Below are 24724 nucleotides of genomic sequence, written 5' to 3' on the forward strand. Positions count from 1 at the left end.
GTTATTGCCATGTTCAAGAAAGCTACACGCGAAAGTGCAAAGCTCCGCCTTGCCCTTACTGGTCCTGCTGGTAGTGGCAAAACCTACTCGTCCCTCCAGATTGCCAAAGGCCTCGGTGGCCGCATCGCGATGATAGATACAGAGCGTGGCTCCGGTGCTCTCTACGCCAACATCGTTGACTATGACGTGCTCAGGATTGATCCACCTTTTGAGCCCAAGAAGTTCCTTGAAGGCATTAAAGCGGCAGAAGATGCTGGGTACGACGTGCTCATCATCGATTCACTCTCACATGCATGGGCTGGAGACGGTGGAATTCTTACGATCCATGACCGTACCGCCAAGGCCGTACGGAATTCGTTCGATGCATGGCGTGAGGTTACCCCGGTCCACAACCAACTGGTAGACGCGATCCTGGCCAGCACCTGTCATGTCATCGTGACCATGCGCACCAAGACCGGTTATGAGGTCACTACCGAAAGCGGAAAGACCAAGGTCTCAAAAGTGGGCCTCGCCCCCATTCAGCGAGATGGCCTGGAGTATGAATTCACTGTGGTCATGGATCTCTCGATTGAGGGTCATGTCGCAACAGCATCGAAAGACCGAACCGGCCTGTTCGATAGCTCACGCTTGACGCCGACTCCCGAGACAGGCAAAAAAGTATTGGAATGGCTAGAAGGTTCGGGAATTTCGACTGAAACGGTTGAGAAGCCTGGATTGAAAACCTTGATGGAGACCTTCGGCCACCTCGGCATCGACGATCTCCAAGACGAATATACCGCTTACATTTGTGAGCGGTACGGGGTTTCAGGGATGGACGAAATCAATGCCAGCCAGACCACTGAGCAGATCACTATGCTCAAGCAGTGTCTGGCGCGTGAGGAGAAGATGTCCCAGTTTGCCGACATCCTTCGGGATAGAAAGCTGGCGGCTTAATTTGATATAAACACTATTATCGGGCCGAGAGATCGGCCCTTTTATTTGTGGGGAGAGTTATGACTATCCAAGATTTTGTGTCTAATTACAATGGAAATGGGCGCGGCGTTTCAGGCACCTACCCTGCAAACTATAGCTACGATGCCAATATTGTCGGCGTTGATAAGTTAGAGGCAATTTGCAACGTAGATAGCAAGCCGAATGTCACTGGATTTCGAACGCTCGACCCTTGGTTTATGTATTTCGTTAGTGCCCTAGAGTGTGAAACAAATAAGAACGTCGGCAAAATTTGCGTCAAGTTCAACTATGAAGAAGACAACGTATGCAATATGAGGTCTCTAGGTAGAAGGCTTTTTTACTTGGCTGAGAACAATGGGTGGGAACTTGATTTTATGTCTGCATATGGCAATAAAATTGAATTGAGCAATGGGCTTGAAAGAGAAAGTAACGAAATTATTAGAGTAGACTACAATGATCCAGGCGACAACAAGGAGAACGGTCGCACAGAAAAAGATTTTCAAACATTTCTTTTTGCTAGCTCACTAGCTGCGCAAAGGGAAGGACACAATACAAATGAGCGCCTCGCTATTTTTGGACCAGATTTTTTCAACTTGAAGAAAAAAAAATATCCAATTGCACGAGAATTTTCCACTGGAGCTTTTGCTGGCGAGAAAGCTCAGGCCAACAGGATTTTGCCGACATATTTTATAGATTTTGTCACCATAAACAAGTACGGGCAGTTATCAATAATAGAATTCAAGCTTAACGACAAAAAAATGGAATGTATGGCTCAAATTCTTGATTATGCGCTGTTTGTGCTAATTCACAAAAAAAGTTTTATCGACAATCTCAGGGGGCCCTTCAAGTCCAATGTAAAAGAGGATGGCGATTTTGTTTGCTACATTGCAAGCAACGCATTTCACAAGCGGTTTTCAGAGATAGAAAAGTACTATGCTCCAAATAAAGAAAATAAGTTTGGGTTTCATTTCAAAAAAATACTTCTCGGCTATACCTCTGCTTTTGAAGAAAAATGAGGTGAAAAATTGACACGTCAAGTCGGCCTCACTGTCCACCGTTCAGCATCCGCAATTGGTGGCAATTGCATAGAGATTTCAACATCACAAGGGGATCGACTCATCCTGGATGTTGGCAAACCTCTTGATGTCCCTGAAGATTCGGAGGTGAAACTTCCAGACACTCTCGGCCTCTACAGGCCTATTAGTGGTGTGCTCCTCTCACACGCCCATCAAGACCACTACGGCCTTCTCCAAGCGTTGCCCAAAAACTTGCCCGTTTTTTGTGGAGAAGCAACCGCCAAGCTCATCAAATTGTCCTCCGAGATAATGCACGAGCCGATTGATCGTTCTTTCTCGACCTGGAAAAGTGACCAACCATTTGTGGTTGGGCCTTTCAAGGTCACACCTCTTCTGACGGATCACTCGGCCTTTGACGCATACATGCTTCTGGTTGAGGTTGCCGGAAAACGAATTCTCTACTCCGGAGATTTCAGGAATCACGGACGAAAAGCTACCCTTGTCGAACGGTTGATGCGCAATCCTCCTACAGACATCGACGTGCTGGTCATGGAGGGGACAAATCTCGGAAGCGATAAACCGTGCAAAAGTGAGTCTGACCTTGAGGAAGATTTTGTCGGCCTCTTCAACCGTACACCAGGCCGTGTATTCGTTGCTTGGTCAGGTCAGAACGCGGACCGCACAGTCACGCTTTATCGAGCCTGCAAGAAAACAGGGCGGACACTTGTTGTCGACACCTACACTGCCGAGGTGCTTGAGCTGTTAGGGGAGCATGCGAAAATCCCGAGACCTGGGTGGCCAAACCTGAAGGTGGTTGTCACGAAAAATCTGTCCCGCTTCTATCGAAGAAGAGGGCGTGAAGAAGTGACTGAGCGAATGGTCAAGTATGGGATATCTGCCAATAAACTAGCCATGACGCCCGACAAATGGGTTGTGATGACTAGATCGTCGCTAATCGAAGACTACGCAGCTGCTGGTGTCACCCCAGATCCAAATGAAGTGTGGAGCTGGTCCATGTGGAGCGGTTATCTCGATAAAGGTCACGGGCAAAAAATAAAGGATTGGTTCGAAAAATCTAAAACTCCATCAACACACATACATACGAGTGGCCATGCTTCATCTGCGAATCTAGGCGAGTTTGCTAGGTATATAAACGCGAAGAAATTGATACCTGTACATGGAGCTGCCTGGAGATATGATATGGATGACTTTCCTTCGATTACTAAAATTCGTGATGGAGAACAACTCATAATTTGAGGCCAGGCCCCGGGGCCTGTAACGTTTTCTGTGTGAACCTCCGATAAGGGGCGAAAGTCCCAGGAGGTTTTCGTGCTGATCAACCGAGACGAACTGGCTCGACGGGTGCTCGAGGGAGAGATCACCTGTCTGGACGACCTGAACGTTGTCCTGCGTTCGATGATCAAGGATGTGGTCGAAACCGCCATGGGAGCCGAGATGACCGGCTTCCTGGGTTACGACAGGTACCAGAAGTCCGACACTTCCACGGACAATTACCGAAATGGTTTCAGCCAGAAAGAGCTAGCCTCCAAGCTCGGCCCCATCGAGATTGATGTCCCCAGGGATCGAAAAGCCGAGTTCGCGCCCGTCATTGTGAAGAAGCGGCAGAAGGACATTGGCGGTTTCGAGGACAACATCCTGTCGATGTACGCCAAAGGGATGAGCACCAGGGACATCCAGCATCATATCAAGGAAATCTACAACCACGAGATCTCGCCGGAGACGGTAAGCCGGATTACCGACTCGATTTTGGATAAGGCCAAGGAATGGCAGCATCGGCCCCTCCAGTCTGTCTACGCGATTGTCTTCATGGACGCCCTCTTTCTCAAACTACGGGTGGACGGTCGGGTCAAGAACGTGGCCGCTTACCTGATGGTCGGGATTGACCTCGCTGGCAACAAGGAGTGCCTGGGAATCTGGCTCGGCCAAACCGAGTCGGCAAAGTATTGGTTGGGAGTGCTGAACGAGTTCAAGAATCGAGGCGTGAGCGACGTGCTGATTTTCGCCGTGGATGGCCTAGCCGGTTTTCCCGAGGCCATAGGCGCCGTCTATCCGCATGCCGAGATCCAGCGCTGCCTCGTTCACCAGGTCAGGAATTCGCTCTTTCACGTGGCCTGGAAGGACAGAAAGGTCGTAGCCACCAGCCTACGGGCGGTTTACACGGCTCCCACGGAGGAAGCTGGCCTCATGGCCCTGGCCGAGTTCGAGCAGGCATGGGGCAGGAAATACCCGCACGTGGTCATGTCGTGGAAAAGGAACTGGACAGAACTGGCGACCTTCTTCAAATATCCCGAAGAGGTCAGACGGCTCATCTACACGACGAATCCCATCGAGAGCTTGAACAGCCGGGTCAGGAAGACCGTGAAAGGGAAAAGTGTATTTCCCACGGAGACAGCGCTCTTCAAGGCTCTTTACCTGGCAGTAGGAGAGGCCACGAAGCGGTGGAGAGTGAGAACCTGGAACTGGCCGGAGATCATGGCCCAGCTGTCCATCTTCTTCCAGGACAGGCTGCAGGCTTACCTCTGCTAAACCATCAACCAAGGTGGTTTACACAGAAAATGGGACACTCCCCAGGCCCCATGCGACTTGGTGCGGCCCAAGCCTATCTCCGTTAACTCTCGTGTTTCAAAGATACTTTTGTCAATCATTGCAAACCTTGTTTGGTTTTAAGAGTATTTCCTCTGCCATCCCTAGGGGCAAGATCTCTGATTTCTTTGAAGCGGCGCTGTGTTATCCAAAAACGAGGCCCATTCGGGCCTTCTCCGGGAAACCCGTTTCCAGTGGAAGTTTCCATGCAATCCTTCGGACCTCGTCTATTTACGCAGGAGGATCGGCGAAGAAAAGGTGCGCCGTATTAAAGGTCAGCACGGACGGGGATCTGGCTGTAAAACCATTGTTTTCGGTATGTTCATGCGTTAAGGGAAAGTATATACGGAGATCGTGCCCAATTGCAGTTGAGCGACTCTCTAGGCAGTCATCCGTGGCTGAGTGAGTCTCGAAAGTGTCATTCAGATGGGTGGCGAGGATACTGGGGCTTGGTGGGCCTAGGATACCAAAAGCATTTTCGAGTGAAGCACGGGGAAAATGAATTCGCCAACGCTCGAATGGGATAGAGAGCTTTTGGGGGTACGCGAAGACTAGGCTGACCAGGTTTAGAGGCATGATAAAACACCCGTTCCTCTGGCATTGGAAGGAATGCGAATTTCTGTTTATTCACAGGGGGCAAGACTTTTACAAGGCCCTCCTGAAACTCGTTTGGGCTAGGCCTCTGTTCTAATCATGATTCTAAAATAAATAAATTCTTTACTCTATGGAGTTAACCAATGGATAAGGATGAGAATAAAATAATGCTCGCATATTTGAATTCTCTCGAAAATAAGGTTGAGTCAGTTGGGAGCATAATGGCTTCAGCAATCGGAAGTTTTGCTGAAGAAATATATGATATGCACGCACGAGCGAAAGAGGCTGAGGATGAACGGATTGAAAGGGCTGAAATGCGTGAGCTCGTGGAAACATATAGACGCTTTTTATTTTATCTGAAAGAGCGCCGCATTGATGATGCAAGAGAGCTGCTGCATGTTAAGGAATTGAATCTTGCGCTTAAGATTGACGAAAAGCCTCTGTATGTAGTTTCGTACGCATGTGGATTGAAAAGTGATTGCGTTGAATGGATACGCAATAATATTGATGATATACTAAAAGACAGGGCCAGCGGTATCATGCTTTTAGGGGTTGCTCTAGAGCAGGCCGAGATTGACAAACCCGGTCAAGATTTATTTCAATTGTATAAGGAGTGCGATATTGAATTTTTGTATTGTGCGTGCCTCTTTATTGGGCGGCATGACTTGGGAGCGCGGCTAGCATCCGAATTGATTTTAACTGAAAGCTTAGTGCAGATAATTGTCGTTTTCACAACGCCTGAGAATGTGTCTGTAGTGTTTGAGCAATTTGAGGATAAAATTAATACGCTTTTATATGCCGCAATTCTCATGAGACATACTTCGTTCGTCGAGGCCGCTTACACAGAACGTCCGGAAATATTTGAAAACAATACTGTCAGGGCATTGATTTTTTTGTTTCTCAATGGTGAACATGGCATAGCTGCTGATATTTTGAAATGCATTGTCAACAAACAATTCATTGAAGAATTTGGTTCAACTTGCTTTTCTGTTTACAAGCTTTTGCTACAAATAAACAAAGAATATTATTTTATTGGGGCAAACCCTTTGAGCTGCGACAAACAAAGCTTGGACGATGTCAATCTACAGCTATTGAACGTCAAGGCGTTTTTGAACGTTGCATCTAAAAATCTCGAAGGCAACATAAATACACCAGACTTTGAAATGTATTTTGACAGCAACAAGAAAGTCTCTGATATGGCTACACGAGTCGAATCCCTTACGGATAAAAGAACAACGGCGTCATACGTGCCTCTTTACTTGGGAGCTATTTTGACGGCGCTAACTGTCTACTTTGTCCAAATCGGTAACTCTGCATGGTGGTATCTCTTGATATTTTTCATTGTGCCGGCTGTTTTCATGGCTAGAAGGTTATGGTTTTCAAATATTGACAACGAAATCGCAGCGTGCGAAAGCAAGGCGTCATTGGCAAATCAATATATAAACGATGCCAATGCGACAAGTGCCGTGGACATGGACTGCTTGATCTCAATCAGTTTGTTTATCAAGGTTAACGTTCAGTATTTGGCGAGTAAATTACTTGGCAAAACATCCAATATGACTGATGAGATTGAATTGTTTTTGCGGCTTTATGCCATTAAATACCAGGAAAATAATAATTGCTTCATCCCTGGCGACTTAAGTAGCTTCGTCTCGAACAAAGAGGTGAAATGCGAGAGAATGGATGCCGCCAACATACCCCCTGAGCTTTATAAGATCAGGTTTGAGCAGAGCACGTTTACCTACTCTGATGTTTTTTCACTTTTTGAAAAAGGACCATTTCTGGAGATATTTAAATCGTCTTATGTGGTTGGCGTCGGAGAGGGCGATGATATAGTCGCGTTTGTGTTTGAAAAATCTAATGCGAATTCCAGTTTCTCATTTGTCAAGTGCTATAAGAATAGTATTGAATTAAGCGATTATGATACGCGTGCATTATTCACCGACATAGCTGGCGTTTTGGTAAAGTCTAATTCTTGATTTTGAGAATAAATTCTCGAAGGGTCATGACCAAAACAGCAGAGCGAAATCGCGCTAGGATCAAGTCATGACAAGCGTTAATAAGTTCGCGAATCGTTCCAAAATTTCTGAGGCCAACTTTCGCCAAATTGCGAAGCTTTTTGCCATTGAACTGGGTGCCTCGCAAATTTGTCATAGATCGCTCTAATGGCGCCACACATGTCTGCCCCAAATAAGGCCACTTGGCAGCATTCCCGGGCTTCAAACATATTGAAAATCTGGTTGTTTTCCCCTGCACCGGCAATGCTGTTTTTGATCATAGCCTCTTCCTTTGTGCTTCGGAAGCTCTGACCTTAGAGGACCACCTCAATGCTCCGTGCCGCAAGCGATCCAGGGGCACGGCCCCCAAGAGCTTGTAGTTGAAGGCTTCTCCCCATTCGGAGAAGCCCAGATTGCTGGTGATGATCGTCGGGCAGATCTTGTACCGTTCCGCGATCAGATCATGGAAATCTTCATCCTCTGAGGTCTTGAAGGGTTTCAGGCCGGAGTCGACGATGATGAACAGCTCAATCTTGGCAAGATGGGCCTGTTTTCAGTCATAGTTCCCCACGACTCTAACAGCAGACATCAGTCCGAGGATCTTTGCGTGGGAAGTGAACTGCCTGTCATGACCACGACGTACGGCCATGTGTCCAAGCGCCTAGGTTAAGAAGCTCTTACCACGCCACTCCTTCACCCAACGTTGCAAGGTCCGAAGCCGGTCTTCTTTGTACTTGCCAGGGATCCGTTCCAACAAATCCTCAAAAGTAGTCCGGTGCTCAAGAGCCGGCCTGTTTGGAGACATGTTTCGATCTTTGGGCAGTGTTACTGAATGAATCAGGCCGGGTACGCCAGTCCTGAGGTTATTTCGACTCCGCGGCAAGTCCGCCGTCCTTGAGGTATTTTTCCACTGTATTGCGGCTCGTAATAACGGATTTTAACGCGGCTATCCAGGTATGCCTCGTCTAGGTTTTCTCTTTCTTCAGCTTTCTCACCTGCGCATCCGTCATCATGTCAACCGGCGTTGACAGCTACCATCGTTAACTGGGGAAAAAGCCGACGCCCCCCTAGCGGAGGATGCTCAAATTGAATTGTCGCTGAATCGGAAAAATTGTTGCAATTGTAGTCAAAAGCTATATGTAAAAGCAATATAAAATAAATTTCAGAAACAATTGATAATATACATATGAAATTTCAAAACAAGACATAATTTATGCCGTTGCAATTTATAACTATTATGCCGGTTTTCATAGGGCCAATGATTCTGCGCATGGCTCTCTTCATCCAAATACCAAATCCGTGCCGAACTCAACCTGATGGAAGAATCCTCAGAAGTAGAAAACTGAATCTGATTGAAAATATTATTGAATGTAATTACAGGCAGTTAGGATGTTCGCATGAATATAGTTCTGTTTTGGTGTTTATTTCTCCGAGGCTGAAGTGAATACCTAGTTGGAGTCAGTCATTTTGAGCTTTGCGATCGGTCAGTTCAAAAGTTCAAGCTAGCCCATCCTGACGGTCAGTGAGGGGATTTAGGTTGGAACCGGGATCAAAATGCAAATCACAGCCGGAATTTGTACAGGTGCGAAATATCAATCGTACGAATGAAACAAAATTTGATAAATTTAACAAGAAATGGGGCTTGCAAATGGTTAACATGCATGAAGGAGAAATCGTCTCCGTAAAGGCAAGTATAGATATCGTTAATATTGTGCTTCTGGGCTTTGACCCCATCGGCATTAGGGTGGCTATCAAAGCAGGATTTGAAATTAATGATATTATTCATGAATACGAACTAGAAGCAGATAAAATTTTAAGTAAAATTGCAGCCCCAATGTGCCAATGTAAGAAATCTGTACTATCAATTGTGATACGTGAAGTATTAAATTATTATTTTGCAGAAAATTATAGATATGATTTTTGTGAAGCAATCGCAGAAGAGTGTCTAAAGAATTGCAAAGGAATCAGAGACATAAAATGCTATCTTGAGAAACGTTGGGACGCTCTAAAGAGTGATTCAATATTAATTGTAATAGAGTGAATAAGTCACGACAAAAAATAGTAGACAAAATTTAAAAAGTCGATCGGAGGACGAGAATGATTCAATTGTTTCTGATTGGGTACTTTGCAATAAATTTCGTGTATGGATATCGGATCGTAAGGCACAAAGTGGAAAATTGGGTAAATTCTGGAAACTACATTTTCGTTGGATCTAGTTTTGTTAAAATAATGATGGCTAGGCTGACTTTTATAGTTCAGGTTCTTTTGTTTGTTGTTGCACTGTCAGGAGCCTTAGGAATAGTATTTTGCTATAACCATCTAAAAGAAGATCCTGAATATTGTTCCAGGAAAGTGTTGAATATTTTTTCCACAATATTGGCGTTGTGGCTTGCAGTCGTTGTATATGTCAGCGCGTAGTCCCAATAAAGAAAATTAATGCCAAAAGATGCTAAAATTTCCAGGCAAATGAGAATAAAATGAATACGTTTCATAAAGCAAGATTGGTTAGAATTTCAACCCTACAGGAAACGAAAGATCTTGAAGAGAGTGTGGCCCTTCCTCCCCACCTGTTCGAGAGCATTTCATTACGGATGATAGCTGGGTTGCATTTTGGCTCTGTACTTAACTGCTTCAAAAGGGTGAATCTCCAGGATGGGAAAAAATTTATTGTAGAAGATCTAGACGCGCACAAGGTGAGCTTATATATTGATAGTGATGGCATATTAACCGCCTTTAGCGTGGTAAAAGACAGTGAAAGTGAAGTTAAATTGGATTTGCTTAATACAGTATCTAAAGTGATAGATGAGATAGATGATAATCCAGTGCTGGGGGCTGAGCTGAGATTGAAAGTGATAAACAAAGATCTGCAGACAAAAAGTTTCCGCAAAAACAATTCAACTCGCTTAAGATATAAAAAAATGAGTACAAATTTTTGCGATGCGATGCTTACTGGTTTGCCCATGAGGTATGTTGTTGTTACTAATGGATATAGCCATGAGATTGCAAGAAAAGTTCGATTGGCAAATAAAGTGGCGGCAGGAAATTGCCAATTTCAGGCCATTAGCGCTTCATTCTTTGAGTTTGCCGATGAATTTCTGGTATGCAACCAAACTTATGCGAACGAGGAGGCTGTTTGTAGTCGATTCCGGGAGTGTGACAGATCGCTCCGGAAGTTTGTTGAAGGGGTAAAAAATGTAGGAGCCCAAAATATATTGTTGTCAACACTTAGATCGCATGTAGGAAAGGTCGTCATGGACATAAAACGGAGTGACAGGGGAGAAGCAGTCCTGTGCCTCGGCAATATGGAGAAATATCCTGAAAGCGTTGTGGGAGTCGATCAGAATGGTGTAGTCCATAATTATATATATTCTAGGCACCATCACCTTGAATGTCCAGAATGCAGGTTCATAATGGACATCATCTCCCGTGCGCTTGATACAAAATTTGAGGAAATTGGCCCTGAAAATGAAAATTTTAATGCTGAAAACATATTGTCAACCATCTTCAGCTTGGTAGACGCTTTAAATTATTTGTAGTAAACATAAACCAAAGTCCGGCAGTGCTTAATTTTCATAAATTTTCAAGGAATGAGAGTTCATACACTACTTGCGCCGCCAGTACTGATTTATATGTCTTGTCATAATAATTCAATGCTGGAGGTGATTATGGCGTGTCAATATTGTGGCCAAATTGGCTACGGCTATTGTTCGATTGGCCCTAAACATGTGCATGAGCATGATTACGATGATTCGATGTGTATTTATTGTGGGTCTGGGCAATATGGGAATGCGTGTGGGCATGGTCCTTGCGGAAGGCATGAACACGGTCATGGTGGAGGAAGGTGTATTTATTGTGGCTCCCATCTGAACGGAAATGGCTGTCAATTTGGACCAGGAGGTAGACACAGGAAGTAATTGCGCCAAGTTATAAGATCTATTGCAACCTGATTCACTTCAATCTTTTATCTTAGTTTTAATGAAGACTTGCGTTGTTTTGTTTGCAATTGCGACTCAAAAAGGATCGAAATTGTATGAACATTTTTGCAACTGGATCTGGCGCGCCTAAACTTGTCGAAAAGTCAGATTCACTTATAGCGCCGCTTGATATTATTGACAATCTGAAGCAAATTGTTCGGGCACAGTGTGACCTACATTTTTTAGAAAGAAAAAGTGTATTCACGGTATACTATAGAAATGTTGGGCTGGTAAGTGTATACCCTGACGGCCCAGACACGTGCAGGCTGCAAGTTAATCCTCTATTTTATAAGCGCTACAACAAGCTGGTACAAATTCTTCTCGACGCAGATACAAATTTTAAATCTAGCATTGTTTTTGACCTAGTCAAGTCTCTGAAGATACAAACTGATATCGAATTGAATCAATTCCCAGTGATATTTGTCAGCACTGCCCAAACAAGACCAAACCAAATATTAATAGCCGCTGTCACTGGGGCTGTAGCAGCTCGCTTTATTCATTTTGTATCGTACCGTGTGGGAAGGTTGAAAAAATTGTATTTGAAGACATTTAGAATAATTAGCAAACACTACATACGGCACGGAGGATCAATTCGCGGTTTTGGCGAAATCACTGGGTATACTTTGTGGTTGTCTAACTGTGTGGGAGTGCGATTTGACACTCGCGGAAGGTTGCTTGGAACTGCTGAAGGTGTTTTCCATGCTGAAACCATCGAGATTCAAGTTTTATAGCAAGACCACTCTGCAAATATACTGAATTTAGATATTTTATATTCATCCATGCATCGCAAGTACAAAATTTTTGAGTTTGAAATTGTTATTGCGCAAACATTAATCTGTATGGTCGCCGTTATGATATGTGTTTTGCTTATTATGACTTGTTTAATTGCCATAACTTAATGGATTCACCGGGAAAACTTCTTGAAATATATTGGATTGGTTACATATAAATTTCAAGGGGTAAGCATCATGGAATTTCAAAAAATATTTTGTGAGTCTTGCGGTACGCTGAATCAAGTTTCTTCAGATAATTTTATCAAGAGTGAATGTTCAATTGGGTTTGAACAAGTACATAGCATGGCAAGTTATTCTAAAAGGGTCTTTGAAAAGCGTTTGGCTTTAGCTCGAGCTGAAACACTCTCTTGCCTTGAACATGTTGTTTCATTGTTCGGCCCAGTATCTATCATGGAAATTTCAAAGACAAGTTCTCCAAGAATTACCGAATCCCCTCCAGAACCAGCCGTCGAGAAACATTCTTTGTGGAGGGGTTGGACCTATTCTGGCCAATGTACAGAATGTGGCAATTCTTTTGAGACCACATTTAATCTTTTTATTTATCAAAGTTCTCATGCTATCGACAGGTCAATTGAATGCAGTGGTTGTGATGTACCTACTGAGATTGTTGAATGGGCTAATTTTGAATACAATCTTTAAGCAAGGTCAATGTTTTTTGTCATGGCCATGTACGTAAGGCTATTTTCAAGGATTTCTCTGTTGTATATATGATCATTCGACATCAACATTGCATTTCAACTTTTACGTGACGAAGAAACTTATCCCGCCCAATGCATTATCCGATACGGATCGGCCTGCAATTACCGAAGCCAACGTGATTTCAACCTAAGATTTCTTGTACGCGCGTCCATGGCGCTTATTCACTTGGGGCACCTGATTGCAGTCAGCTTCATGTGGGATGCCCACCATCTACTCTTCCGAAATCGTGACTTCCTCATGGCTCCCTTTTTGTCTGTGACAGTGGGAGTCTTCTTCTCAAGTTTCGGTTGGTCCGAAAATAGCCGAGCAGGTCAGCAAGGCAGGCGTATAATTCTGTTCAGAAATTAAAGGGCCAGAGCAAAATTTGCCCCGGCCCAAGCGCGAACAATCGATCCAGATAATACTAGGCGAGCTTCAGCTTCAGTCCATCCTCAGTCTTCTTCACGGTGAACTTCTGCCCTTCCTCGAATGCCATCCCAGCCAGCATGTTGGCGCTGAGGACGATCCTGCCCTTCTTGTAGACCGGGGATGACGACCTGGTCCTCGTGGTGGCACCGGGGATCTCCAGGTATACTTTCTTCTCCTGCATGAGCTTCATGAGGTGGTTCTTCAGCGTGGGCTTAGAAAGAACACCCAAAGCGACCATGATCTCTTTTTCGTTCTTCCCTTCATTGATCAGAGCGTGAAGCTTTTCGCCGTCGTACTTAGGTTCGATTCTCTCACCTTTTTTAGCGGGCATATTTTTGACTCCTTTTTATGTGCATTAAGCACGAAGTCTTATCTCTATACTAATTCACAATATGTCAATATGCTTGCCTGAGGATTGCGGAAATTTATTTTAAAAAGTCGACGATTTTGGTGATCTCAAGGCTTCATGAAAATCCTCTGGGTTGCCTTCGATAACAGGATACCACTGGTCATCCTCGACAAGGCGAAGACTGCCGTTCCATCGATCGAGACGATATGCCACGACATATCCATCAGGATTAGGCACTATGTGAATTTCAAACCTGAATAACCATGAGGCCCAGGCAAATATGGCGAAAAGAAGAACTCCAGACAATAGCATCATGCGATTGTTCTGCATTATTCAAAACTCCAGATTTTAGATTGAATCCTTTTGTGCGTTGAGCCAGCGTTTACAGCTAAATTGGAATATTGGCCAGGGCCCGTCGGATTTGACCTGGGTGGAAAAACTATTCAAGATTTGACAAAATTTACCCTGTCCAGTGGGAATGTAAAAAGTCTCAACTTAGGATTTTTGAGCACTGCCTCCTGGAATTTCGACGCGTGTGGGAAATCAAAGAATTTGTGTTCTGAAAATTTGCTCTTCGGCAACTCAAGCGGGCAGGATCCTCCCCGTCTTGACAAGCCACCACCATCGGGTTCTAAATTCTAATTGATGCAGTATGTTAAAGGACACAACTGATGGCCAAACCGAACAAGCCTTCTGCTCAGTTCAAAACGATCAACCGCTCGATGGCGATCTTGAGACCAAAGCAATCCTTCCTTGATTGGGTGAATTCCATGCCAGGTGATGGCCCGGCCATGACTACGGCTAATATTGCGAACGATTGCCTTTCATTTCTCATCCCAGTCTATGACACATATGAACAGGGACTAGAATTTATATTGAAGAACGCGGAAGCAATTCTGGAAGTGGAGTTTATCGGCTGGGACCAAAGCGGTGAGACCTGGCCCGACAAACTTGATCGTCGGACATTACAAGCATTATTTGAAATAGAAATCCATTCAGAAATCATCGATATGATGAAAGGGCCAATTGAACGAGAAGACTTCTTCTGAGACACTTGCTCAGTGGGCGAAGATCTTAAACTTCAATTTTCGGAGACATCAGCACGGCCAGTTCCCATCACAGTAGGCCCAGTTGTTTCATGAGTTGCTTCGCGTCTTGTCCAGACAGCCGGACATATTGCGCGGTCGTGAGCATGCTCGAATGACCTAGCAGATCTTGGACAACCGGGACGGGCACGCCCGCCTTGAGCAGCTCGATTGCGCGGGTATGTCTGAGTGTGTGTGGATGCGGAAAAAGCTCTCTGGAGCCATCCTGACGTATTCCTTCCTCCTTGAGGAGCTTCGCTTCTTTTGCAATCTCATAGAAGACTTTCCTGAAATTGTTCGGATCCACTGAAAAGACCTTGCCCCGACTCTCAGGGTAAGCCGCGAGATGTACTTGCACCCAGATCAATTTTGTACATCTGATTGAGAACTTCTTACTTTTGTAAAAATCTCTGTCGGCCATTTATTTCCTTCAACATGTACTTGCATATCCGCTATTATTTCACCTTGCTCTGCAGGATCAAGATCAAAATTGAAGCGGCTGGCTAACCTATTGACAGATCCTGAGGACGCACGCCAATAAGAGACGCCCTGGTCGAACCTGAGGCTTAGACGCGCTCCTGTATTGAAATCAATCTCCAATAGTCGACCATGCTTCGTAGCCGTTTTGTCGACTACACGCATGGTTGCTTCAATCCCCTTGCACTGAAAAGTATGCTTGATTGCTTGATCTCTAATCTCAATCTCTGTCCAATCAGTCCATACGGTTCGGGAAGAAAAGTTTTCGCCGAAACTCCTCTGGCCGGTTGTGATTATTTCAAATTGTGGATTAGACCACCTGTCCCGCCCAACTGTCGACCATATACCTTCGACCAACTCGGCCAAAATAGCGACCGACAATGGAGTAAAAAGATAACGGTCCTCGTAGCGCACATGGGTTATATGGGTCCGGGGGGCAGTAAGTAACCTATGCGATTCTGCATGCCCAGCTGTTAGGAGCGACCAGAACCGTTCGCCAAATCCCTCCAATAAACCATCGCACTCGTGGTGAACGACCAACTCTCTATCCCCAGTATCAATGTTGGGAGGGCGTAAGGCGTTTGGCTCAAGTGACCGTCCATTTAAGACCAAGGTGGAGGAGTCGCTGCTCTTGACTAGAGGGAGCGACGCCATACCCCATGTGGGACCGAACGACATCGCAAGACTCTCCCCATATGCCCACTTAACACTCTTGTGGTTGTTGTTTACCTCCGCAATCACATGACCACCGTTGACGACGAGCAAAGCGGAAACGGCAAGCACATTGACTGTTGGATGATCCGCGAGGCTGGCGAGGAAATGACGGTCGGCTGCGTCTGCTCTTTCAACAGCCTCCTCCGGGAGTACGATTGTAATCTTCCAGCCGCTACCGGCAAGACGGTAGACCAACTGGCGCAACGGTGAAATTCCAATATCCCACTCGGTTGTGTCCCCGCCTGCAAACAAACGGATGGTTAAACCTTCTGCGTGCATTGCTTCACGTATGATAGCTTCTGCCAGAGGACTATATTCGGCGCGAGAATTGACCCCGAAATATGCCAGCTCTACTGGGAGTGATAATGTACTTAACCAGCTTTCCGAAAGCACCCGAAGGGCGGCATGCCGATCCAAACTATCGGCCTGGAATCGCTGGTCAAAATCTAAAATGCATTGGGGGCAGGCACTATCGCAGTTGGCCTTACACAAGAGGTGTGACCTCGCGATAGAGAAGATATCATCTATAAATCGATCGGCACTGGATGCATATCCAGCCGAGTGATGATCGTAAATCAGGATCGACTGACATCTTGTTCCGGGTTCTGGGGAAGATTCTTTGATGTCGCAGCCAAATTCATTGGCCTGAACCCCCAACCATTCCGCCACGGCGTCGCGAAGTGCCGTTGCCAGCGTCATCGCTGCAGCCCTATCCTGCAACCAGATACCATCCTCCGTTTTTAATTGAAGTTCCAAGACATCAGTAATCGATTCACAGCCGAGGGTAAGCCGAGGCTTGATTTTCCAAGGGTCATAGCTTCCTGGGCATATGGGGTCTTCAGCCCTCCCGCCACGAAGTTTGCGGTGAGGCCGAAGGAAGGCAGAGGGAAGCGTTCCGCTCACGCCCATAGGCTCCGCACGACCACAGGCTAGACATAGGGCATACCCTGTCCCATAGATTCCACGAGATTGGTGGAAAATGTGCCCACGGGACGTGGCGCGAAAGCGGCCTAGGCTAGGATTGGGCAGCAGACGCCAGTCACCCCTGGCACTGATCCAAGGCGATTCGGGGGGCACGAAGTGCTGTCGTGTTACGTCATTATGAGGAGATTCGTATAAATCTACCGCAAATCCTGCAGGGTCTAGGAATTCCTTAATATTATCAGACTTGATGGTCGTGCCGCATGCCTGGCAATGTTGGCTTATATCCAAACTATGACTCGAACCACTGGCCCCACAACGGTGGCAGCGCCAAGCGAGACGGATATCCTGTATTTCGCGTACCTCTTGTAGGGAGGCTGGGGAGTGCCAATTCAGAGTGATTCCAGCCGAGCGGTACACAAGTCCATCCATTACCACTTCGGAACCAGGCGCATACTCCCGGAGTGCCGTCACCTTATCGCGGCTTGCAAGTTCACGCCGACGATAACGATTATCCTCCCGTCCCGCGTCCGTTTTGATTTTCTTAAGCTTATCGACAGTGAGGTTGTCGAAACTGGAAATGTGCGACGGAAAACCATAGCCAGGAAGGAACCCTTTCGTTGCTAGCTCACGAAGCAGGTACTCGCCAGCCAAACGCGACTTGTGTATAGTGACGGCTTTGAAGGCTGGATCATCATTTCCTCCAGACCTTCGGATATCTTCCTCCTGCGTTTCCAGGGCCTTCCACTCCGCCAGCCACCCCTGACTCACCAGCTCCATTGCGTCCGCAGCCTGACGAGTCAAACTCTCCGATTGATACCCCTCATATACGCTGTGCTTAACCAGCCATTCGAGACCCGCGCATACAGAGGCGGAGATGGTCGGATTAAAGGCGCGGCACCAGGCGATGAAGTTGGCTGCTGGCTCCGATGGATCATTGAAAAACCAACCACTAGTTAGTTTAGTTTTGTCCTGATGGGCAGCAACAAGTCGTTGTGCGAGAAACTGAGTAAGTAAGAAGGAATTAACGTGGCGCTGTACAATCAGCTTGCTGTCGAGCGACACTTGCGGCGCAGGAAGGGGTGTATCAAATGCCCAGCGACTGTTGCTGAAGACCGCTTGGTCATGTGGGTTTGTTTTGCACAGGGTCATAGAGACAGAGCGAGCTTCTCGGCGACGACCAGCACGACCAGCGCGTTGAAGGTAGTTTGCCGGATGGGGCGGCACGTTATTCATAGTCACCATTGCCATGCCGCCAATGTCGATGCCCATCTCCATAGTAGTGGAGCACGAGAGCAGGTTCAGGTCGCCGGATTTGAAGGCCCGTTCATACAAGCTCAAGGTGGATGAATCTTGCTGTGCTGAATGCTCTGCTGCAGTGAAGAAGGGAACCAGTTCGATCACACGATCATTAAGGTCCGACCAAACACCTTCTTGTCGGAGCGGATCGATCGCCGCCTGTCTTGCCAACCACTCGCGTCCCCTGCGCATCCTGTCGAGGTCGTCATATGTGCCGCTGAATGGCTCATCATACAATGGAAGATCGACCTTCGTGCAAATGGAAGGTCTTCCTTTTATCTCACGTGGCAAATAGGGCGACAATCCTTTGAGTGTAGTATCCAAAAAGCGTCGTGTGACCGGACATATCCAAGCGCTAGCTTGAGGGGAAAATGCAAGCTGCCCCAAGGAGGTAACCCGCCCATCTGCGGCCATCTCAAATAATCCTGCACCAATGAGAACCTCCCACGCATAGTGCAGAACGGTATCCACGCGGTCTTCCCCCTCTGCCGTCTGGATATCCGCTCGCAGGGCATGCACAAGGAGTTTGACCAGGGAATTCTGCAAACCGCTCCGCTTTGCCCTTGGCCACCGACGCTGGTATAAACCAGTATTAGGCTCGTCACGTCCAACAATCCAGCTTTGGGGATACGGAACCCCAAGCCAACGGCGCCAAGTAATTGGAATGGACAGTGACCCTCCTGAGCGAACGAAGAAATCCATGCATAATTTGAGAAAATTGCACCAGTCTCCAGCCGTGAAGCCCGTGGCTCGCTCAACTTCTGACGGAATCTCCCGGATATTTTCCAGGGCGGGGTAGCTAACCGCAACCAACCCCATCGTTTCAAGGTTATTCTGACGCTTCGGGCGTCGTCCAAATTCCCGCACTAAAAATAAACGCGCTAACTCAGCAGGACCGTTTACACTACCAAAAATATCTGGAGCGAACTTCTTATAATACTTAAGCATACGCTCAAAGTCGCTTCCTTGGTCGGCAAGTCGTTGTGCAAGCTCATAAAATGGAGTTGGCTTAGGCTTAGCAAGCACAGCAAGCTCAGCCTCCTTAGTGGCTATCATGGAGGCTAAAGCATCATTGGGCGACTGATTTTGAATAGTCGTGAGTTGGTCGATTTCGACTTTAAGTCTTGCTACTGCCTCGCTCGCCTGATGTCGTCCCTGCTGGATCGCGATATGATAGATGAGACTTCTTATTCTCCCACGTTCCGCATCTTGCTGCAATTTAGCAGCCATGCGTGCTGCACCTTGGCGACTGTCGTTGAATGTCAACAGTCGCCGCCCCCGATACGGATGGTCGGCAGGTCTATCTCCATCAGGTGCGTATTCCAGCATGGTCGGCAATATATTGCCAAGAAGGAAAGGGGCACCAATGCGTCCCGGCTTTAGGAGCATTTTACGGCTTGTCTCACTCCCTCCGCAGAGGGGGCATCCAATGCCCGAGACTTCGGCCTCTCGGACCATCAAACGCAGGGTGTCTGCGCCTACTTCGGTAATGCGCCTGTTAACTGGATCAATATCGATTTCGCCAAGGAGGCTGTCTGGCCTGGAGGATGTCCTGTTGACGATGAGGACTTTGTGTTGCGGGGCAGATACGGCCGTACCCTCGTCAAGTCCTTCTTCCTCTTCTCCAGATTCTGCCTCGACTTCGAGCTCGAACTCATCAACAGCCTGGGAGGATTGAAAATGCGTTAAATACCCTCCAGCCTCCCCACCTAACAAGTAGACTTCGCCGCATTCATCGCAGGAGACGACTTCGTATGCTGGACTACCGCATTGGCAATGCTTCCTTGGGCCGAAATACACCTGCCCGAAATGCCAATCCGGATTATCCAACGCGGTTCCCACCTTGGTAGAGCAAGCGCCATTGGCACACGCCCATAGCCCGGAGAGCGTCTGATGAAATAGATGTGCTCGCAATGGTAAATAGCAGTCTCCATTGGCGTCACTGGTAGACGAGAGTAGGTCTAGCCATTGGAGGGCTTCCCGCTGGCCTTCCGGACTGGGTTGAACGTCGCCATGAACAACTTGGGTAACATCCGACAATCGGGCGACCGGAGGACATTTCCTGCCACTCACGAAGAGATCGCGTAAGGCGCGGGCTATTTGGTGTTCTGTTAGAACTCGGTATCGTACTTTCGAGCATTCAGCTTCCTTATCAACCCGCCAAAGCGCCTCAAGAGAATCTCGGCGCTTTGATTTCCCCCCGGGCAGACTTGGAACGTGGCGTTCTCCTGAAATAAGGTGGACCCGATCCAGATTCACTCCTGCTGCCTCGGCAAGAAATTGTCTAAGCCGCTCCCCTCCCTTACCCTCGGGATCACCAATCGTAGCCGAAGTAGCAACGAATCTTACATTCTCAGGGCTTACCCCGAAGGCAATGAGCACACGACGAATGAGCAACGCAAGTTCTGCCGCCTGGGAGCCAACATAGGTATGCGCCTCATCAAGTACGACCCACTCGAGCTTGCCCTGCGATTCATCCAGTATTGGTTTGTCATTGGTTCTTACCAGCATGTATTCCAACATGGTGGCATTGGTGACCAAAATTGGTGGAGGTGTGGAACGAAGTTCCTCGCGATCCAGGACCTCGTTAGGGTTTTCTTTGCGTTGGCGCTGCGGCATCTGTTCTGGTGTATTTCCATTGTACAAGCAGAAACGAATGTCACCCCTAAAAGCATGTGTCCATGCCCGCAAGCGATCCCTCTGGCTGTTGATCAATGCATTTAATGGATAAAGAAATAGGGCACGCACTCCTATCAATCGCCCTTTTGTTTCTTCACGAAGTCTTACTAGCCTGTCGAGAATAGGGACCATGAAACATTCAGTCTTGCCAGATCCGGTACCACTGGCAACTATTACCGATTGAGGCTGAGGTTGAGACAAGACTCTCCATGCTTCTAGCTGATGCAGATATGGATGCAACCCTTTAGCGAAGCGGTAGTCTTTCAAAAGCTCCTTGGGGGGGGCGTCCATGGCCTCAACGAGACCAGTTGTCAGAAGTCCTCCCGCAAGCTTAAGCATGGTGGGTTCCGCTTGGCGCCAGCCGAACACCGCCTCGAAAGTTGGATCTGCCAGGAAACTGCCACTTTCGCCGAAGGGACTTGAAAAGGCCTCTGCGAGAAACATTCTTAGAGGAACATTGGAAAAACCTAACCTATTGATGGTTGCCAGCTTGGATCTGTGGCCCAGTTGGGGCAACAGTTCGGAAAAGTAGCCATCGCTCATTGGGTAAACTCACTCTTTAGGAGCCCGTCAGCTACGCAACGGGCAGTGCTCCAGTTATAGGCTTCTTCAAACCAGTCAGGGTCGAATTCAATGTGTTTGCGCAGAGCATGGATCAAATTTGGATTATTATGCCACTCCTGGGTGACTCCGGATGCTGCTTGGGCCGCCAAAAGAATGGGTAGGTTGGTGATTCCGTCACGATAGCCTTGGCTGATTGGGCACAAGAATCTGGCATAGACCTCATCTTGTCTAGCCTTCGCGATATTCATCTTAAAAAAGTTCGGCCACTGATCCTCTGCGTGGGTTCGCATCATGCGCTGCCAAGGACTTTCGTCACCACCAAACAGAATCCGACTAATGTCATCCCCACTGACTCTTTTAAAAAACTGCAACTCCTGAGACTGTTCTCCCATGGCGGCGGTGCGTGCAAGAGCCACAGACCAACGAAGGGCCGGCCTTCGTGACGTGATTTCATTGAGTCTATTTTTTAAATGGTCAGCGAAGACGATTTCAGCCACTTCCTTGAAACGTGAGTCGCACTGAAGTCGCAGTTTCTGGATCGCTTCTCTCCAAGCGACAAACGAGATAGTTTCCCATGCAAATGGAAGCTCTGCGGCAAAACGGTCGATGAGGGAAAAGGGAATTGAGGAAAAACGTATAGCCAGGGCTGCCATCGCTTTGTCGGAGCGGGCGAAATGCCGCCACAAGTCAAGAGTGACTAGCGGTAGATGCCCGAGCTGTGCGGCAAGCCGTTCGACGTCACCCCAATCCGGATCGAGAAAGTCATCGCCAAGTAGGGAAATCACTTCATCAAGCATTACATCCCGCTGTTCCGACTCGGAAATGCCAATGGCCATGGTGAGCTTCCCCATATTAGTCTTTTCTCCTTCGACCGTCCAAAGGGTTGGGCGAAAGACAAGAGGGGAGTCGGCTGCAGGGTATAACAGCCATGAGCCTGGGTCGCGATCCTCTGGGCAGAAATCCCAGGTCCGTCCTCTGGCTTCTTCCGAGAGGGCCGGGGCTAAACTTTGCGGTTCATCGCCAGGAGAGTCGAGCCGCAGGGCCAGGACAGGGAGCTCCTTTAGCTCCTTCAGATCAATGTTTCCGTTATTCGCTGACCCTATGAAGACACAGCTCTCTGAGCGTTCAAGGCGACATGCGTAACGGGCTATTCGCAGGCAGGTGTGGGACTCTCCGCCTATCTGGGCGACCACTTCGACGTGCGCATCCGGTCGATCATCATTTGCCAGAAGGTGGGCAACTTCTGTTGCGTAGTCCTGTAACCGGATTTCGACATGCATTGAACCTGTCGGAGGTGTGATCTGACGATCGATCATGTCTGGCTTGCCTGCCAACCTAAACCGCAGGCACATACGGGGCAGTGCACTTGGACTTCCACTGAGAAAAAGCAAACGAACGCCGATGAGCTGGTTTGCAGCCAGTAGAGTACCGGGTGCCAACTCGCCGGTACTGGCAAAGATGCGCGTTCCCCGCACGGGAAATGGGAGGCGCACCCTGCCGGGGTGCGCTGCATGTGGCCAGTGGATATCGACTTCAATCCATTCAGGAGCCGGTTCATTTCCGCTCATCTTGAGATCCGCGACCAAGTCGTTCCCATCGCGCCGAAGGTCCGTAGTGATGCTCGCGTGGTCAACACGAAGACTGGCAGCTCCCCAGCGCACGAGGCGAATGCTCCCTGAAATTGCATCGCCTGACTCCAAGCGTACCTGGGCTGCAGAGGGAAGAATGAGCATGCGGGCGCGCCCTTTAACCTCCCCAGCCACAGAATGCCACATTTCGGTCGGACCGAGCGGCTCGAGTAGGGAGGAGGCCCCTCCCAATGGACGCCAGCTAGCATCGCCGGAGATGACATTCGCTGCCTCGCTTTCATCCATACGGTACAGCCGCGGCCTGCCCAAAAACGCCATTGCGGGACGTACGGCCATCTGCCACAGGCGCTGCCCGCGCCACTCGTAGCTCTCCTCGCAAGCATCGGCTCGGCCGGTACGGATGCGGCAAGATAATTCACCATTTGAGAAACGTACGTCGCCGCGCACCCTGAAGAGCTGTCTCCCGAAATGGGGAATAAGGCCGTCTAAAGGTATTCCCTTGGAGTCGTCCTCCACTGCGTTCCACCCGTGTGGAAGTGCGACAAGGGCCTCGCTAGTGCCGACGGCACCGCCACCTTGGCGTAGCAGCTTTGGCTCCTCATCTCTTGCGTCGAAAACCCAGGGCAGATCAACATCTAGCGCTTCGCCTCGTGGCGCCGAAGAGGCCCACTCACGTCCATCAGTGGCTGCTAGGTGGACAGTATGCTCGGATGCAGCTTGTTGGGCAGAAAAGCTCCAGGGTCGCCTCTCTACCCTGTATTTATTCTGACCAGCCAGTTTGCGTAGTGACGCAGCTTGCTCCCCGTCAGCCGCCCGTAGCATCAGGTGTAGAAACCTTGGCAACTCGTTCGCAGATGCGCCAAAAGCACGATCCAACGCCTCAGAGTCGATTCCATCAGCCAGAGGAAATGCTGAACGCAAATGCCAAGCACCAGACTCATCGCGCTCAATGTAGCGCTCAACCCGGAACAACCGCGGGTAGCGTAGTTCCTTTTCCGCAGAAGCGTCTTTGATTAATTGTTCAATTAGCCGCTGAGCTTCTGCATCCTCAATCGAAAGAGGAAAGCGATCACGCCACCCTGGAACCCTTTTGTCGAGCTCTTCAATGGATCCGGCACTCTGGTTAAGCTGCGCTTGCACCTTCAGAGTTAAGACCGTTGTAATTACGTCCGCAAGCAGAACGAAAATTTCAGACTGGCGGTAAGTGCGAGGAAGGTAATGGCCCAGACTCCGGACCCAGGTTTGAATTTCCAAAGAGGTAACCTGCGCTTTGACCGCCTCCTTGAGAACACATCGTAAAAGCCTACCCAAAGCCCCTTTCGCATCCGACAAAAGTCGCATAGGGAGCCCGCCCTGCAGGGCGATTGTTCCGATATAGCGAAGCCCCACAGAATCCCTTAGGGAGAGGCCCCATTCCTGCAGTCCAGAAGTCACGCAGATACTACGACGCAAATGAGTCCATCCGGAGGTATCCGACCCGAGGTCATGTAGGATAGGCTCCCATGCAAAACCACTCCCATAGTAGCGTCGCCGCCACCACTCTGCTGCATAAAGCACGAAGAGGGCTGGAAATCCTGAGATATGTTGAGCCGTCAATTCTATCGCCGAAAAGCCACAATGAAGCCTCTGGCCAAATTGCGTAAGAACGCTCTTGAGAAGTTCCTCTAGAGACAGAAATTCTTCTCCAGTAAGACGGTATGCATACAATGGGCGCTCATCTGGAATTTCAAGGCCCCGAACTCTCAACATTTGCGACTGCCAGCTCTGAAATTGATTAGCCATACCTCCCCCACGAAATAACCTATTAAATATAATTCGAGTGAGGCTTCAATTCTTCAGTCGATTATGCGCAAGGAAACAGACACTGTTAAGATTACCTTGTCGCATCAAACTCTAAGTTTGGCTTCTATAGCCTGAAAATTCCTTACGGAAAATGAGGAAAACTAGAAAGATCTTCAGACTTTTTCCGTGAGCAGCAATTTCTTAGCTCCTCTTCTCCGCTGGTGGGAG

General features: G+C 48.0%; 15 protein-coding genes and 2 pseudogenes. 12 read left to right on the forward strand and 5 right to left on the reverse strand.

Going from position 1 to position 24724, the window contains the following annotated elements:
- Positions 1 to 9 precede the first annotated feature (9 nt).
- The 7 genes and pseudogenes from MLE18_RS03270 to MLE18_RS03300 all read left to right on the forward strand — a co-directional run.
- Positions 10 to 933: an ATP-binding protein gene (locus MLE18_RS03270; protein WP_243367356.1), complete on the forward strand. Its 924-nt coding sequence runs from the start codon at positions 10 to 12 to the stop codon at positions 931 to 933.
- Positions 934 to 992: 59 nt separating this feature from the next.
- Positions 993 to 1967 carry a hypothetical protein gene (locus MLE18_RS03275; RefSeq protein ID WP_243367358.1) on the forward strand — a complete coding sequence of 325 codons (975 nt, stop codon included), beginning with the start codon at positions 993 to 995 and terminating at the stop codon, positions 1965 to 1967.
- Positions 1968 to 1976: 9 nt separating this feature from the next.
- The gene (locus tag MLE18_RS03280; protein ID WP_243367360.1) at positions 1977 to 3224 is read left to right on the forward strand and encodes an MBL fold metallo-hydrolase; all 1248 of its coding nucleotides are present in this window, start codon (positions 1977 to 1979) and stop codon (positions 3222 to 3224) included.
- Between the two features lie 72 nt (positions 3225 to 3296).
- Entirely contained in the window at positions 3297 to 4514 is a 1218-nt protein-coding gene (locus MLE18_RS03285; RefSeq protein WP_243367362.1) for an IS256 family transposase, read from the forward strand.
- A 318-nt stretch (positions 4515 to 4832) separates the two neighbouring features.
- A pseudogene (locus MLE18_RS03290) lies at positions 4833 to 5262 on the forward strand (transposase); the annotation flags it as partial.
- A gap of 46 nt (positions 5263 to 5308) precedes the next feature.
- Positions 5309 to 7144 (forward strand): hypothetical protein, encoded by a 1836-nt coding sequence (locus MLE18_RS03295; RefSeq protein WP_243367364.1) that lies wholly within the window; start codon positions 5309 to 5311, stop codon positions 7142 to 7144.
- A gap of 67 nt (positions 7145 to 7211) precedes the next feature.
- A pseudogene (locus MLE18_RS03300) lies at positions 7212 to 7313 on the forward strand (IS1595 family transposase); the annotation flags it as partial.
- 126 nt (positions 7314 to 7439) lie between these two features.
- On the opposite strand, the gene MLE18_RS03305 reads toward MLE18_RS03300, so the two are convergent.
- A complete protein-coding gene (locus tag MLE18_RS03305; protein ID WP_336605558.1) occupies positions 7440 to 7694 on the reverse strand; it encodes an ATP-binding protein in 255 nt (84 codons plus the stop codon).
- Positions 7695 to 8744: 1050 nt separating this feature from the next.
- Between MLE18_RS03305 and MLE18_RS03310 the strand changes: the two genes are divergently transcribed.
- The 4 genes from MLE18_RS03310 to MLE18_RS03325 all read left to right on the forward strand — a co-directional run bounded on the left by MLE18_RS03310 (position 8745) and on the right by MLE18_RS03325 (position 12569).
- A complete protein-coding gene (locus MLE18_RS03310; protein ID WP_243367366.1) occupies positions 8745 to 9203 on the forward strand; it encodes a hypothetical protein in 459 nt (152 codons plus the stop codon).
- 436 nt (positions 9204 to 9639) lie between these two features.
- Positions 9640 to 10698 (forward strand): hypothetical protein, encoded by a 1059-nt coding sequence (locus MLE18_RS03315; protein ID WP_243367368.1) that lies wholly within the window; start codon positions 9640 to 9642, stop codon positions 10696 to 10698.
- A gap of 494 nt (positions 10699 to 11192) precedes the next feature.
- Positions 11193 to 11867, forward strand: coding sequence for a hypothetical protein (locus MLE18_RS03320; protein WP_243367370.1), 675 nt, complete (start codon positions 11193 to 11195; stop codon positions 11865 to 11867).
- Between the two features lie 237 nt (positions 11868 to 12104).
- A complete protein-coding gene (locus tag MLE18_RS03325) occupies positions 12105 to 12569 on the forward strand; it encodes a hypothetical protein (protein ID WP_243367372.1) in 465 nt (154 codons plus the stop codon).
- Between the two features lie 463 nt (positions 12570 to 13032).
- On the opposite strand, the gene MLE18_RS03330 is transcribed toward MLE18_RS03325, so the two are convergent.
- Complete coding sequence (locus tag MLE18_RS03330) at positions 13033 to 13368, reverse strand: hypothetical protein (protein WP_243367375.1); 336 nt, start codon at positions 13366 to 13368, stop codon at positions 13033 to 13035.
- A 689-nt stretch (positions 13369 to 14057) separates the two neighbouring features.
- Here MLE18_RS03330 and MLE18_RS03335 point away from each other — a divergent pair.
- On the forward strand, positions 14058 to 14435 hold the full coding sequence (locus tag MLE18_RS03335) for a hypothetical protein (RefSeq protein ID WP_243367380.1): 378 nt from the start codon (positions 14058 to 14060) through the stop codon (positions 14433 to 14435).
- Between the two features lie 67 nt (positions 14436 to 14502).
- Here MLE18_RS03335 and MLE18_RS03340 read toward each other — a convergent pair whose 3' ends face one another.
- The 3 genes from MLE18_RS03340 to MLE18_RS03350 are packed head-to-tail and all read right to left on the reverse strand — an operon-like array spanning position 14503 to position 24496.
- The gene (locus MLE18_RS03340; protein ID WP_243367382.1) at positions 14503 to 14892 is read right to left on the reverse strand and encodes a tyrosine-type recombinase/integrase; all 390 of its coding nucleotides are present in this window, start codon (positions 14890 to 14892) and stop codon (positions 14503 to 14505) included.
- On the reverse strand, positions 14835 to 21104 hold the full coding sequence (locus MLE18_RS03345) for a DEAD/DEAH box helicase (protein WP_243367384.1): 6270 nt from the start codon (positions 21102 to 21104) through the stop codon (positions 14835 to 14837). Before MLE18_RS03345 ends, MLE18_RS03340 begins: the two co-directional genes overlap by 58 nt.
- Positions 21101 to 24496, reverse strand: a complete 3396-nt coding sequence (locus tag MLE18_RS03350; RefSeq protein ID WP_336605554.1) for an STY4851/ECs_5259 family protein — start codon at positions 24494 to 24496, stop codon at positions 21101 to 21103. The genes MLE18_RS03345 and MLE18_RS03350 overlap by 4 nt, the downstream gene beginning before the upstream one ends.
- Between the last annotated feature and the right edge of the window lie 228 nt (positions 24497 to 24724).

The organism is Fundidesulfovibrio soli, from assembly GCF_022808695.1.
GTDB lineage: Bacteria > Desulfobacterota > Desulfovibrionia > Desulfovibrionales > Desulfovibrionaceae > Fundidesulfovibrio > Fundidesulfovibrio soli.

Bases quoted from the DNA above. Each gene is read 5' to 3' on its own strand.
- MLE18_RS03315 (WP_243367368.1), top strand. From the start codon at position 9,640: ATGAATACGTTTCATAAAGCAAGATTGGTTAGAATTTCAACCCTACAG.
- MLE18_RS03330 (WP_243367375.1), bottom strand. From the start codon at position 13,368: ATGCCCGCTAAAAAAGGTGAGAGAATCGAACCTAAGTACGACGGCGAA.
- MLE18_RS03270 (WP_243367356.1), top strand. From the start codon at position 10: ATGTTCAAGAAAGCTACACGCGAAAGTGCAAAGCTCCGCCTTGCCCTT.
- MLE18_RS03320 (WP_243367370.1), top strand. From the start codon at position 11,193: ATGAACATTTTTGCAACTGGATCTGGCGCGCCTAAACTTGTCGAAAAG.
- MLE18_RS03275 (WP_243367358.1), top strand. From the start codon at position 993: ATGACTATCCAAGATTTTGTGTCTAATTACAATGGAAATGGGCGCGGC.
- MLE18_RS03335 (WP_243367380.1), top strand. From the start codon at position 14,058: ATGGCCAAACCGAACAAGCCTTCTGCTCAGTTCAAAACGATCAACCGC.
- MLE18_RS03325 (WP_243367372.1), top strand. From the start codon at position 12,105: ATGGAATTTCAAAAAATATTTTGTGAGTCTTGCGGTACGCTGAATCAA.
- MLE18_RS03340 (WP_243367382.1), bottom strand. From the start codon at position 14,892: ATGGCCGACAGAGATTTTTACAAAAGTAAGAAGTTCTCAATCAGATGT.
- MLE18_RS03345 (WP_243367384.1), bottom strand. From the start codon at position 21,104: ATGAGCGATGGCTACTTTTCCGAACTGTTGCCCCAACTGGGCCACAGA.
- MLE18_RS03350 (WP_336605554.1), bottom strand. From the start codon at position 24,496: ATGGCTAATCAATTTCAGAGCTGGCAGTCGCAAATGTTGAGAGTTCGG.
- MLE18_RS03295 (WP_243367364.1), top strand. From the start codon at position 5,309: ATGGATAAGGATGAGAATAAAATAATGCTCGCATATTTGAATTCTCTC.